Source organism: Haloarcula sp. R1-2 (genome assembly GCF_011627385.1).
In the GTDB taxonomy this organism is placed as follows: Archaea; Halobacteriota; Halobacteria; order Halobacteriales; family Haloarculaceae; genus Haloarcula; species Haloarcula marismortui.
The window spans coordinates 444,947-457,645 of the sequence record NZ_JAANTG010000002.1 but is presented as its reverse complement, the minus strand read 5'-3'; the positions used below and the strand labels follow the sequence as shown (position 1 = coordinate 457,645).

The 12,699-nt window shown below is 64.1% G+C and carries 13 protein-coding genes, 2 tRNA genes and 1 pseudogene; 12 read left to right on the top strand and 4 right to left on the bottom strand.

Going from position 1 to position 12,699, the window contains the following annotated elements; translation table 11 throughout:
* Positions 1-10 precede the first annotated feature (10 nt).
* The 7 genes from G9C82_RS10475 (at position 11) to G9C82_RS10445 (ending at position 4,163) form a co-directional block, all read left to right on the top strand.
* Positions 11-83: transfer RNA gene (locus G9C82_RS10475), tRNA-Asp, on the top strand.
* Positions 84-134: 51 nt separating this feature from the next.
* A tRNA-Asp gene (locus tag G9C82_RS10470) sits at positions 135-207 on the top strand.
* 479 nt (positions 208-686) lie between these two features.
* Positions 687-1,340 carry a hypothetical protein gene (locus G9C82_RS10465; protein ID WP_004959117.1) on the top strand — a complete coding sequence of 218 codons (654 nt, stop codon included), beginning with the start codon at positions 687-689 and terminating at the stop codon, positions 1,338-1,340.
* A gap of 121 nt (positions 1,341-1,461) precedes the next feature.
* Positions 1,462-1,758 carry a winged helix-turn-helix transcriptional regulator gene (locus tag G9C82_RS10460; RefSeq protein ID WP_004959120.1) on the top strand — a complete coding sequence of 99 codons (297 nt, stop codon included), beginning with the start codon at positions 1,462-1,464 and terminating at the stop codon, positions 1,756-1,758.
* Positions 1,759-1,826: 68 nt separating this feature from the next.
* Positions 1,827-2,315, top strand: coding sequence for a metallophosphoesterase family protein (locus G9C82_RS10455; RefSeq protein ID WP_127014056.1), 489 nt, complete (start codon positions 1,827-1,829; stop codon positions 2,313-2,315).
* A gap of 110 nt (positions 2,316-2,425) precedes the next feature.
* A complete protein-coding gene (locus G9C82_RS10450) occupies positions 2,426-3,199 on the top strand; it encodes a coenzyme F420-0:L-glutamate ligase (protein ID WP_127014055.1) in 774 nt (257 codons plus the stop codon).
* Positions 3,186-4,163: a 5,10-methylenetetrahydromethanopterin reductase gene (locus G9C82_RS10445; RefSeq protein WP_127014054.1), complete on the top strand. Its 978-nt coding sequence runs from the start codon at positions 3,186-3,188 to the stop codon at positions 4,161-4,163. Before G9C82_RS10450 ends, G9C82_RS10445 begins: the two co-directional genes overlap by 14 nt.
* Here G9C82_RS10445 and G9C82_RS10440 read toward each other — a convergent pair.
* The 4 genes and pseudogenes from G9C82_RS10440 to G9C82_RS10425 all read right to left on the bottom strand — a co-directional run bounded on the left by G9C82_RS10440 (position 4,120) and on the right by G9C82_RS10425 (position 7,139).
* Positions 4,120-4,338, bottom strand: a complete 219-nt coding sequence (locus tag G9C82_RS10440; protein ID WP_004959128.1) for a hypothetical protein — start codon at positions 4,336-4,338, stop codon at positions 4,120-4,122. The two genes, G9C82_RS10445 and G9C82_RS10440, sit on opposite strands and share 44 nt — an antisense overlap.
* 98 nt (positions 4,339-4,436) lie before the next feature.
* A pseudogene (locus G9C82_RS10435) lies at positions 4,437-5,663 on the bottom strand (tryptophanase); the annotation flags it as partial.
* A gap of 11 nt (positions 5,664-5,674) precedes the next feature.
* Positions 5,675-6,916 (bottom strand): RNA-guided endonuclease TnpB family protein, encoded by a 1,242-nt coding sequence (locus G9C82_RS10430; protein WP_127014432.1) that lies wholly within the window; start codon positions 6,914-6,916, stop codon positions 5,675-5,677.
* Between the two features lie 70 nt (positions 6,917-6,986).
* A complete protein-coding gene (locus G9C82_RS10425; RefSeq protein ID WP_164734750.1) occupies positions 6,987-7,139 on the bottom strand; it encodes a hypothetical protein in 153 nt (50 codons plus the stop codon).
* Positions 7,140-7,301: 162 nt separating this feature from the next.
* On the opposite strand from G9C82_RS10425, the gene G9C82_RS10420 reads away from it, so the two are divergent.
* The 5 genes from G9C82_RS10420 to G9C82_RS10400 all read left to right on the top strand — a co-directional run bounded on the left by G9C82_RS10420 (position 7,302) and on the right by G9C82_RS10400 (position 12,693).
* A complete protein-coding gene (locus G9C82_RS10420) occupies positions 7,302-7,985 on the top strand; it encodes a class I SAM-dependent methyltransferase (RefSeq protein WP_004959132.1) in 684 nt (227 codons plus the stop codon).
* 83 nt (positions 7,986-8,068) lie between these two features.
* Positions 8,069-8,338 (top strand): hypothetical protein, encoded by a 270-nt coding sequence (locus G9C82_RS10415; protein WP_127014053.1) that lies wholly within the window; start codon positions 8,069-8,071, stop codon positions 8,336-8,338.
* Between the two features lie 193 nt (positions 8,339-8,531).
* Complete coding sequence (locus G9C82_RS10410) at positions 8,532-9,491, top strand: MoxR family ATPase (protein ID WP_004959140.1); 960 nt, start codon at positions 8,532-8,534, stop codon at positions 9,489-9,491.
* The gene (locus G9C82_RS10405) at positions 9,488-10,462 is read left to right on the top strand and encodes a DUF58 domain-containing protein (RefSeq protein WP_127014052.1); all 975 of its coding nucleotides are present in this window, start codon (positions 9,488-9,490) and stop codon (positions 10,460-10,462) included. Before G9C82_RS10410 ends, G9C82_RS10405 begins: the two co-directional genes overlap by 4 nt.
* A complete protein-coding gene (locus tag G9C82_RS10400; RefSeq protein ID WP_127014051.1) occupies positions 10,459-12,693 on the top strand; it encodes a DUF3488 and DUF4129 domain-containing transglutaminase family protein in 2,235 nt (744 codons plus the stop codon). Before G9C82_RS10405 ends, G9C82_RS10400 begins: the two co-directional genes overlap by 4 nt.
* Positions 12,694-12,699 lie beyond the last annotated feature (6 nt).

Here is a 12,699-nt window from a genome sequence, read left to right as displayed (position 1 = left end):
TGCAACGAAGGCCCGGATGGTGTAGTGGCCCATCATACGACCCTGTCACGGTCGTGACGCGGGTTCAAATCCCGCTCCGGGCGTTCCTATTGCAACCAAACTGGCGAGCGCCATGCAGTGTGTGCTCGCAGGCTGCCCGGATGGTGTAGTGGCCCATCATACGACCCTGTCACGGTCGTGACGCGGGTTCAAATCCCGCTCCGGGCGTTCCTATTGTGAACAATCCCGACGAGCACCGCTTAGCGTGTGCCCGTTATCGTGAGCGATGACACGCGCAACAGGGATTTGAATCCTGGAAGTCGCGCACAGCGAACGTAGTGAGCGAGCACGTCTTGCTCTGGTTCAAATCCCGCTCCGGGCGTTTCTCTGATTTTAACTCGACAAACGATGCGTTTCATCGCGTCGCTTTCGTTCTACATCTCAACCCAGTACACGCGTTAGTAGCTATTCAGTAGGCAGTAAACACCGCATACTTGCTGAGAAAACAGCACATACTGATATCACAAGAGCAGGGCAACAGCAGACGGCCGGGGAGTGCCCCCTTGGCCTGTCATAGTGTCCGTCCACCGGGGTCGGACGTGCTATCACTCCACGGGGGCTGGCATATGTTTTGTGTTGCTTGTAAGACGTGCCGATAAGCGACTGCGGGCGACAAACTGTTTACGAGGCCCCGCAAAAGAGGGGCCATGGAGGACGTGGATGGCGAGGAAATGCCTGGCGCGATTGTCGAGGCGTTCCTCGAACGCGAGGAGGGCGTTCGGGCGCTGCTTGAGGAACTGGAGAAGCTCACTATCGAGGGCCGCCACGAGGAGGTCCGCGACCGTGTTCGCAATCTGGCAGACAGCGACGAGTCGGTGTTTTACACCGTGGCGTTCAGTCTCACCAACTCGCGGCAGTTTTTCGGCGACGTGGAAGCACAGTTGGACGTGACCGCTGCGGACCGGCTCCGGGACCTCGCCGACACGTTTCCCGCACTGGCCGAGCCGTTCAATATCGTTCGGACGGAGCGAGCGGACGACCGGCTCAATCCGGTGACGGACACAAGCTACGCGGTGAGCTACCACCGCGGCATTGAGTCGCCAATGGTGACATACAGCCCGTTATCGGGCGAACAGGAGCTGTACGAGTCCCGCGGGACGCCAAGCGAGGTGTTGCGGGTCGCGTCCGACCTCACGAGCGCAACGACCGACGCGCTGGATGTGGCGATGGACAACGACTACTCGGTCAACACGGAAGAGCTGAGCGCGCTTATTGACCGCCGCGAAGAACTAGAGACAGAGCTGAGCAAGCTCCGGGACCAGCTCGACGAGCTTCGGCGGACGCCGGTTTCAGACGAATAGGGACTGACGGTTCGAAACCAGAGGCACAGAGCGGGACAGAGAGCAAACCCGAATCACAGTGCCGCAACTGGGGCGTTTATGTGTCACGACCGTAAATGCACAGGTACGATTTGCTATGGGAATGGACCGACTAGAAGATCAGGTTGAGAAGGAGGGGCGGGACCTGTCGATCCTCGAAGCCGTCATCGAGAACGGGCCGATCGGTATCGTTCGGCTCGCCGAGGAGACAGATGTCCCAAAACACAAGGTGCGGTACTCGCTACGGATGCTGGAAGACGACGAACTCATCGAGCCGACACCGCAGGGGGCGATTCCGGTGGACAACATCGACGAGCGAGTCGCAACGATCAACAACGGCATCGACCGGCTGGTCGAACAGCTGGACGGGTTGCGAGACGTGTTTGCGTCCGCAGAATAGCCGGACGACCAGTCGGCACCCGTTTCCGTGGCAGTAACCCTTTTCGAACGCCGACGTGATGCATCGGTATGGATGTCGCTCTCATCAGCGATTCGCACATCCCGTCCCGGGAACATGAGATTCCCCCGTCGTTCCGGGAACGCATCGAAGTCGCCGACCACGTCATCCACGCCGGTGATTTCAACAGCAAAGGCGCGCTCGCTGACATCCGCCATATGGCGACGGAACTGACCGCCGTTTCGGGCAACATCGACCCGCAGATAGGGCTGCCGGAGCGGGCGACAGTCGAACTCGGCGGCGTCACGTTTGTCGTGACACACGGCACTGGACCACACCAAGGCTGGGCGGACCGTGTCGCCACTGCGGTCCGCGAAGCGGCCGACAGCAACGCCATCGGCGTCGCCGGCCACACCCACGAACAGACAGACATCGTCTACGAGGGCGTCTGGCTCCTGAACCCCGGCAGCGTCACAGGGGCCTCGCCGGCAGACCGCCCGACGATGCTGACCGCGACAGTCGAGGACGGTTCGCTCGACGTGGCCCAGCACCAACTGTAGCACGGCTAGGTGGGCGCTGTTTTACTCCGGATATACCGGCAGCTGTTGCCACTGTTGGCCGGCTTTGCAGCGAACGCGGGTCTTTTTCCGGCAGAGACCGCAGGAGCGGTATGGAAGTCTTCGCGGTCGAGGGGGTGCCCGAGGTCCGCCCTGGCGATGACGTGGCCGAACTGCTCGTCGAGCAGGCCGACCTGCAGGACGACGACGTGGTCTGTGTCGCCAGCACCATCGTTTCCAAGGCCAACGGACGCGGGCGGTCGCTGTCATCGTACGAGCCAGGCGGGCGTGCTGAGCGCATTGCGGCAACCATCGAAGACATCGCCGACGAGGAGAAAGACCCGCGGATGGCACAGGCGATTCTCGACGAGTGCGAGGAGGTGCTGGTCGAAGCCCCCTTCATCCTCGGCGTGACGAAGTTCGGGCACATCACCGTCAACGCGGGCATCGACCGCTCGAACGTGCCCGGCGCGGACCTTCTCTTGCTCCCCGAGGACCCGACGGCAGAGGCCGAAGCGATCCGCGACGGCATCCGCGAACACGCGGGAGTCGAACCCAGCGTCATCGTTACCGACACGTCGGGGCGGCCGTTTCGCCTCGGCCAGCGCGGCGTCGCGCTAGGCTGGGCCGGGCTCTCCGCCTCGCGGGACTGGCGGGGCGAACACGACCGCGACGGCCGCGAACTCGAAGCCACCGTCCAGGCCGTCGTCGACGAACTCGCCGCCGCAGCCAACCTCGTCACCGGCGAAGGCGACGGCGGAACACCCGCCGCAGTCGTCCGCGATTTCGACTTCGGCGACCACGCGGGCAGCGAGCAGCTGTTCCGCGACCCGGAGAAGGACGCAGTCAGACAAGCACTCAGAGAGTGGTCCCATGTACGCGATTGAACTCACCCCGGAACACCCGGTCGCACAGCTCGCCTCGTTTGCCGAACAGGCCGAATCGAACGCGCTTGATGCCGTGTACGTCAGCCATCACTACAACAACCGCGACCAGTTCATGTCGCTGACCGCGATGGCCGAGCGGACCGATGAGGTGCTGCTCGGCCCCGGCATCGCCAACCCGTATGAGACGCACCCGGTGACGCTGGCCTCGCGGGTCGCAACGCTCGACGAACTGAGCGACGGGCGGGCCGTCTTCGGCATCGGGCCGGGGGATAAATCGACGCTCAGCAACCTCGGCTTCGACCACGACAACGCACTGCGCCGCGTGCTGGAGACGTTCACGACCGCGCGGAAGCTCTGGGACGGCGAGCGAGTCAACCACGACGGGACGTTCGAGGCCGTCGACGCCGGGCTAAACTACGAGGTCGATGAGATTCCGGTGTACGTCGGCGCGCAGGGGCCGCACATGACCCGGATGGCGGCGAAACACGCCGACGGGGCGCTGTACAACGGCGCGCATCCAAAAGATCTCGCGTGGGCACGCGAGCAAGTAGAAGAGATGGCCGACGAGCGACCCGAGGAGTACGGCGAGTTCGACCTCGCGGCCTACGCCAGCGTCTCGGTCGCCGAAGACGAGGCCGAAGCGCGGGAGGCCGCTCGCCCACCGGTCGCGTTCGTCGCCGCGGGGTCACCGCCGCCGGTGCTCGACCGCCACGGCATCGACCACGACGACGCCGAGGAGATTGGGCAGGCGATTTCGGCCGGCGAGTTCACGGCCGCCTTCGATGGCGTGACCGAGGCGATGCTGGACGCGTTCTGTATCGCCGGGACGCCAGAAGCGGTGGCCGAACGGACAGCGGCGTTAGAAGAACACGCCGACAGCGTGGTGTTCGCGTCGCCGCTTGGGCCGGATGTCGAGACGGCTATCGATTTGCTTGGGGCGGTCCTCGACCGCCGGAGCCGCTGAACAGCGAGAGCGCGGCCCCCAGCGACAGATACCCGAAGGCGGCGACCGAGACGGTCGTAATGACGGCCCCGACAGCGAGCATGAGTGCCGCCAGCGGGTCGTTCAGTGCCACGCCGAGGAACCAGCCGGGCATGTCGATGATGCTCTGGAGCAGTTCCGACAGCAGTCCTTGCATTACCTGAACGTTAGCGTGGCCCTACTTTGCGTTTGCGTTCCCGGCTACCACGTGGACTCCCGGGAGCTGCTGTCGCGCAGCGCCACGGGCGAATGGCCCTACGCAACAGGCTCAAGTTCCGCTGAGAAGTGTCTGAGTTCTTCCATTGGGGGCTCCCAGACGATTTCCAGACCGGAGTACTCGTCGCGGCGGTCACGAACTCGTGCAGCGGTCTCCGCGATGTGTTCGAGGTGTTCGTGCCAGTACGTCCGGCGAGGAAGGGCGAGACGGACGAGTTCCGGACGGTTAGTCCCGGGGAAGGCAAACGAGCCGAGTTCGACTGTCCGGACGCCGCCCTCGCGGTAGAGTTCGCAGACGAGTCGCTGCCCGGGGTACTGGTCGGCAGGAATATCCGGGAACAGGGCGGCCGCATCAATGTAGACGGCGTGACCGCCGGTCGGCGTGACTATCGGGATGTCTCGATCACGCAGGAGGTCCCCGAGGGTCGCGACCTGTTCGATTCGCTCGGCGACGTACGGCGGTTGAACCGCTTCCCGCAGGCCGGTCGCCATCGCTTCAAGATCACGACCTGCGAGGCCACCGTAGGTCGGGAATCCTTCATACAGGATCGCGCGCTGTTTGCACTGTTCAAACAGGGCAGCGTCTCGGACAGCCGTGAACCCGCCGATGTTTGCCAGTGCGTCCTTTTTGCCACTCATCGTGATTGCGTCCGCGGGACGTAACTGCTCGTGGGCAATCTCACTGAGGGGCGTATCGGCGTATTCGGGGTCCCGTTGCTTGATGAACTGTGCGTTTTCGGCGAACCGACAGGCGTCGATGACGAACGTTGCATCGATTTCCGTGGCGAAGGCGGCTGTCTCGCGGATGTTCGCCATCGACACCGGCTGGCCGGCGGCGGAGTTGTTCGTGATTGTCAGAACGACGGCCGAAACAGCGTCCTGCCCGTGCTCCTTGACGGCGTCCCACCCCCGGTCTGTGGAGAAGTTTCCGGCAAACGTCCCGACGGTATCAGTGGTCAGGTCCGTCTGTGCCGGGCAGTCAACCGCGATTGCACCCTGATTCGTCACGTGTGCGCAGGTGGTGTCAAAATGCGTGTTGTTGAGAACGACGTCACCGTCGTCCAGCAGCGCCCCGAACAGGACGTTCTCCGCGCCGCGGCCCTGGTGTGTCGGGACCACGCGGTCGAACCCCATCACGTCGGCGACCGTCTCACGGAAGCGTTTGAACGAGCGCGAACCGGCGTACGCCTCGTCCCCTCGAACCACGGCCGCCCACTGGTCGTCACTCATCGCGCCAGTCCCCGAATCGGTTAGCAAGTCGGTGAATCGCCTCGGGGTCAAGCCCCGAGGCTTCCCGTTTCTACGACGTGACTTGCAGACACGGACTCGAAGTGAGTCGTGTCCGTAGCGGTCACAGTCTCCACGGGCGTGTCTTCGGGCCATCCCAGCCCTAGTTCAGAAAAGCCGCGTTGAAGGACGTTCATCGCCGCGTTCGCGTCTCTGTCCGTCTCGAACCCACAACTCGGACAGGAGTGTTCCCGCACCCAGATGGGTTTCGCTGTCTCCACACCGCACGATGCACACTCTTTCGTCGTTCCTCTGGCTTCGACCTGCTTGACGTGACAGCCGTACAGGTCGGCTTTGTATTCAAGGAGAGTGATGAACTGTCGCCACGCCGCATCCTGCTTGTTCCGGGCGTTTCCATCGCTCTGAAGCATCCCAGCAACGTCGAGATCTTCCACGAACACGGCGTCGTACTCTTTGACGAGCCACGTCGTAATCTTGTGCTGGTAGTCCAACACCTTCCGCTTGATGTGACGCTTGACCTTAGCGACCTGCTTGCGTTGCCTCTCGTAGTTACTCGACCCCCTCTCCTTCCGCGACAACTTGCGCTGTTCACGGCGAAGTCGTTCGTACTCGTCTTCGAGGTCGAGCCAGTCAACGGTCTTGCCGTCGCTGGTGTGAATGTAGTTCTGGATGCCGAGGTCGATTCCAACGCTGTTGCTCGCGTTGAGCGTGTCCACGCTGGGTTTCTCGGGAAGGTCTGCGTCGTCGGTTTCGAGGCCGAAGGAGACGAACCACTCCCCGGTCGTCTCCTTCTTGAACGTGACTTCCTTGATGGAAGCGCGGTCGGGGATTGGACGGTAGTAACGGATTTTGACCCACCCGATTTTGCTGAAGCGAACGTAAGCGAACCTATCACGGCCCCTCTTTTCATCGAGGTCGAAACCAGACTGGTTGTACGTCACGCTTAGGTAGTCGGTGGGTGATTGCCGTTTGAGCCGACCGACGTTGTACCCCTTCTCTTTCTTTTTACGAAGGTTCGAGAGGTTCCGATGGAAGCGAGCGACGGTGGCTTGGGCGGCCTTTGAGTGCAGGTCGCCGAACACCGGCCACTTCTGCTTCCATTCGGGGAGTTTGTTGTTCTGGTCGTACTCGGACGGTTTGTCGTCTTCTGGGGCTTGTTCGTAGTCCCAGCGGACGTGGTTGTAGAGTTGGCGATGAACGTTGAGATGGTGTTCCAGTCGCTCCGCTACCTCTTGTGTCGGGTAGGCTTGGTAGCGGTGACTGTATTCTATCGCTGTGTCTTGATTACCGATGTGTTCACTTAATGGTTTGTATCCCTGCGTGTCGGCTTCATCCCCGAGGTCAAGCCTCGGGGTATTCGCCTTGTCCGCTGATAAAGACGTCATCCGCAGCGAGGTTGAAAACGTTGTGCCCGGCCTCGGTGAGCGCGGTCTCACGTCGCTCACGGGGCGGAAGCTGTATCGAGGTTACCGATTTGGCCTTGTACGAGCGCATGCTGTGTCGCAGTACGCCGACCGACTTATCTCCTGCCTGATATTTTGTGTACGGAAGTGGGCTGAGATGTCCATCACCAGACGGGTACGGGTATCGGTGGACACGTGTTGCTATGAGGCCGAAATAGCGGGCATTTTGAGGCCGCAACTGCTGAAGGGACGTATGAGCGTTCGCGAGGAATTCGACGCGTGGGCGGCCGAAGGCAAGGACAGAGGAATGGAGGACCGACACTGGCACACCGCCAAGCACGTTCTCGCCCGGATGCCGGTCGAACCGGGTGACACGGTGCTCGACCTCGGGACGGGCTCGGGCTACGCACTCCGTGCGCTCCGAGACACCAACGACGCCGGTCCCTGTTATGGTCTCGACGGGTCGCCAGAGATGCTCCGGAACGCCCGCGAGTACACCGACGACGACGGCATCGGGTTCCTGCGCGGGGACTTCGACGCCCTGCCGTTTGCGACCGACAGCATCGACCACGTGTTCTCAATGGAGGCGTTCTACTACGCCAGTGACCCGCCACACACCCTCGAAGAGATCGCGCGGGTGCTGCGACCCGGCGGGACCGCCAACATCGCGGTGAACTACTACGAGGAGAACGTCCACTCCCACGAGTGGCAGGAGTTCATCGACATCGAGATGACCCGCTGGAGCGCCGACGAGTACCGCGAGGCGTTCCGCGAAGCGGGTCTGGCCGTAGCTGCACAGGACACGATCCCCGACCGCGAGGTGGAGATTCCGCCGGCAGACACGTTCCCCACGGACGAGTTCGAGACGCGCGAGGCGATGGTCGAGCGCTACCGCGAACTGGGGACGCTGCTGACCGTCGGCGTCGCCACCGAATAACGGCCCGGACGGCGTGTCAAAACGCGGACTACGAGTGGAACGACCGACAGGGTATTTTGTAGCCGCGGGCAATATCAAGGAGTATGGCCGAAGAAACCTCGCTGGAGGACTTTCTTGACGCCGGCGACGAAAGCGAGGACGAGGAAGAGAGTGGTGCGTCTGCGGGAGACGATACTACAGAGCCAGAAAGCGAAGCCTCCGGCTCTGAAGCTTCGACCGACGCGGTCGACCCGGCCGTGACGACCTACGCGTGGTCGCCCGACGGAGCGACCTGTGCCGAGTGTGGGGAGGTCGTCGAGCGGCGGTGGACGCAGGACGGCGTCCTCGTCTGTGGGGCCTGTAAGTCCTGGTGAACGGCGCTACCGGCCGTCAAACGGATGTGTGTTGTTCTCACCCATCCACAGAGTTACATACGCTCACGCCGTAATCGTAGCTACAATTGAACGGCCCGGAGGATGTGGCACCCACACAAGACACTTACTGGTCGACAGGGCAGAATATCCCACCAGTCCCCGTGCCGAGGCGTCGTCCCACAAGAGCGCGACTATGACAGACACTGATACCCCACACAGTCAACAGTCGGACAGTCCCCTCCGCGACGCCACACGCGTCGCCAATCAGGTGATCGAAAACGTCGAGCAGGTCATCGTCGGGCAACACGCCGCCATCGAACACATTGTCATCGCGCTGCTCGGCCGCGGCCACGTCCTGCTTGAGGACGTCCCCGGCGTCGGCAAGACGATGCTTGCTCGCTCTGTTGCCGCGTCCTTCGACGGCGAGTTCAAGCGCGTCCAGTTCACCCCGGACCTCCTCCCGACCGACGTGACCGGCGTCAACATCTACAACCAGAAGACACAGGAGTTCGAGTTCCGGCCGGGTCCGATTTTCGCCAACGTCGTCCTCGGCGACGAAATCAACCGTGCACCGCCGAAGACGCAGTCGGCGCTGCTTGAGGCGATGGAGGAACAGCAGGTGTCCGTCGACGGGACCACACATCCCGTTCCACAGCCGTTTACCGTCATCGCCACGCAGAACACGGTTGAGCAGAATCGGGCCTATGACCTGCCGATGGCCGAACTCGACCGGTTCATGACGAAACTGCATCTCGGCTATCCGAACGAGGCGGCGGAGACGGAGATGCTGGGTGACGTGGTGGGCCACCATCCCATCGAGGATCTCACGTCGGTCGCCACCCTCGATGCGCTGTCCGCGGCCCGGGAAACGGTGGCCGACGTGGCCGTTGAGGAGCCTATCCGCTCGTACGCGACCCGGCTGGCGCGGTACACGCGGGAGAACGCACAGCTGGGTGTCAGCCCGCGGGGCAGCATCTCGCTGCTCCGGGCAGCACAGGCTCGGGCCGTCCTCGACGGCCGCAATTACGTTATTCCCGACGACGTACAGACGGAAGCGCCGGTTGTCCTCCCACACCGTATCCGCACTGAGAGCAGCGAGCAGGACGCCCGGGCACTCGTCGCGGAGGCACTCGATACCGTCTACGTCGAATGAGACCGACACGACGCGGCTTCGCCGTCCTCGCTGTCGCCGTCGCCGGCCTTCTTATTAGCGCCAGATTCGGCCAGCCCGGGCTCACCGCCGTCGCCGGCCCGCTGTTCGTCGGCGTGTTCGCCGCCGCCGTACAGGTTCGCTGGAGCGGCGCGCCGACCGTCGAACGGAGCCGACTCCGCCGAGGCTTCCCCGGCGAGACGAAACCCGTGGAGTTCCGCGTCGACGGGGGCGGCATCGCGACGGTCACCGACCGGCTCTCCGAGGGGTTAGCGGGGGAGACGACGGTAACCAAGTCCCTGCCGGCGACGGTGACCTACCGGGTCACCTACACGGCCCGGGGTGAGCAACGGGCCGGTCCCGTCGAGGCGACGGTGACGGACGCGCTGGGACTCGTCGCGGAGCGCTACACCGTCGAAAGCAGGACTGACGTGCTGGTGTACCCGCCCGTCTACCGGCTGGGCGGCCAGGAGGCGTTCGCGCGAACGTTCACGCCGGAACACGAGGACCGGCAGTCGTTCGACCGGCTGCGGGAGTACGTCAGCGGCGACTCGCTGCGGGACGTCCACTGGAAATCCAGCGCCAAGCGCGAGGACCTGTTAGTCAAGGAGTTCACTGACAACCGGAGCGACCGGACCCTGCTCGTTGCCGCGGAAGCCCAGCGGGGCCACGCCGACGAAATGGCCGCCGCGGCGGCGACGATCACGATGGCCGCGCTGGAGAGTGGTCTCGCTGTCGAACTCGCCGTCCCGAACGGCGCGGTCGAACAGGGGTACGGCGACACCCACCGAACGCGACTGCTCGAACTGCTGGCCCGGGCTGACGCGGGTCAGACCGGCCGGACAGACGACGCCGACGTGATTGTCACAGCCAACGGCGACGGGGTCACGGTGTCGGTCGACGGCCGCCGCCAGTCCTTCGCTGCTGTGACCGCCAGTCGGGACAACCCCATCGCAGGCGAGGTGAACGGATGAGTGCCCCGGTCACAGAGCGTGTCCGCGACCGGGTCCCTTGGGGCGGGTCACGAATACTGGCGTTGCTTGCGACGGCGCTGGCAATCGGCGCGCCGCTTCGGACGATGTACTATCTCAGCGACGTGGTCGGCGACCCCACCCTGTTTCTGGCGCTGGCCGCCCTCTCGTTCGTGGGTGCGACCTTGCTGGCCCGCGTGCTCAGACCGCCCCTCGCGGTTGCTGTCGGCGCAGTGCTGTTCGCCGGCGGGCTCGGGGCGTACATCCTGAACCTCTCGACGAATCCGGCGATAACGGAGCTTCTGAGCGACACCGTTGCCCTGCTGACCGGACGGTCGCTGCTCCAGATAGCCGAGGTCAGGCTGTGGGTGTTGTCGTTCGCGCCGGCACCGGTGTTTCTGACGTGGTACTTCGCGCTGCGGCGCTGGTACGTCACGGCGACGGTGGCGGCTGGCACGGCACTCGCGTTTTTCGCCCTGACGACTGACGCCGGTGTGGTGACGACACTGCTGGGTGTGGTCGGCATCGCAGCGACGATCGGCTTCGGAACGCTCGATACGCTGTCGACAGACGAGCCGGCGGACCTGACGAAGCGACCGGACGCGATGACCGACAGTGACGGGACGGAGCGCGCGGACGATGACGGCGACGGCATCGACGCTGGGCGGCGCGCTGTCCTCGAACAGCTGGCGGCGATAATCGTCGTCCCGGCGGCGCTGTCACAGGTGCCGATCACCCGGGACAGTTTGCTGTCCTACGACGACGAGTCGGAGGGCCAGACCGTCGAAGGGAGCCTCTTCGACGCCGGAGAGTCTCTTTCAGTCCGCGGGAGCATCTCGTTGACGCCGGAGATCCGGTACACGGTCGAAAGCGAGGAACCGCGTTACTGGCGGGTCGCCTCCTACGACCGCTACACCGGCAACGGGTGGGTGCGGACGGGGAATCCACGCCAGTACGACGACCAGCGCCTCGACAGCCCACCGGGTGAAACCCGGACGCTTCGACAAGAGTTCCGGGCGGAGTCGACCATCGGGACCGTCCCGGCCGCCTGGAAGCCCGTCCGCTACTCTGGGGAGCCGTCGGTATCGGTCTCAAGCGAGGGCGGGTTCCAGCCAGACGGCCCGTTGTCGACTGGCGACACCTACGAGGTCAGGAGCGAACTGCTCGTGGCGACTCCCGACGGGCTGCGCGGGGCCGGCACTGACTACGACGATACGACTGCGGAGCTGTACACGCAGCTTCCCGACAGCACGCCGGACCGGGTTGGGGAACGGACGGCTATTCTCACCGCGAACGCCGAGAACCCCTACGAGACGGCGCTGGTCGTCGAGCGCTGGCTGCAGGACACCAAGGGCTACTCACTCGATGTCGACCGACCCGACTTCAACGTCGCCGACGCCTTCCTCTTCGAGATGGACGAAGGGTACTGCGTCTACTTCGCAACGACGATGGTAACGATGCTCCGGACCCAGGGCATCCCGGCGCGCATGACCGTCGGGTACACCTCCGGCCAGCGCATCGACGAAGACCAGTGGGTCGTGCGCGGGCTCAACTCCCATGCTTGGGTCGAAGTGTACTTCCCCGGTCAGGGCTGGGTACAGTTCGACCCGACGCCGTCCGGGCCGCGAGAGGCAGTCAGACAGCAACGTATCGAAGACGCGAGTTCGGACGGATCGTCGCCCACTGTCGGCGACGGCAACCCGGTAGAACGGTACACGCCACCCGACACGTCAACGCCTGCCCCACTGACCGAGACCAATGGTACCGAGACCGAGCCGACGGAGACACCAACGGCCACCGGAACGGACACACCCACCGGCACAACAGAGGCGTCGGACACAGACGAGGGGACGGAGCTGAGCATCCCGGACCTCCCGTCGCGCGAGGAGTTGACGCTGGGCGTCGTCGCGTTGCTCGGCATCGCAGCGGGCGCGCGCCGGTCCGGCCTCAGCGAGCGAGCCTACCGGGCGGTGTGGCTGCGCTACCAGCGCCGCGTGGACCCAGAGACCGACGTCGAGCGGGCGTTCCAGCGGGCCATGTACGTCCTTGCGACGGAACACCGGGGCCGCAAAAGCGGCGAGACGGTACGGGCGTATCTCGACGCGATAGGGGCCGACGACCGGGTCAGGCGGCTGGCGACGTTACGAGAACGGCTCCGGTACGGCGGCGAAGTGAGCGAGGCAATGGCCGACGAGGCCGTCGAAATCGCCGACGGGATCGTCTCCGAGCGATAGTCCCCG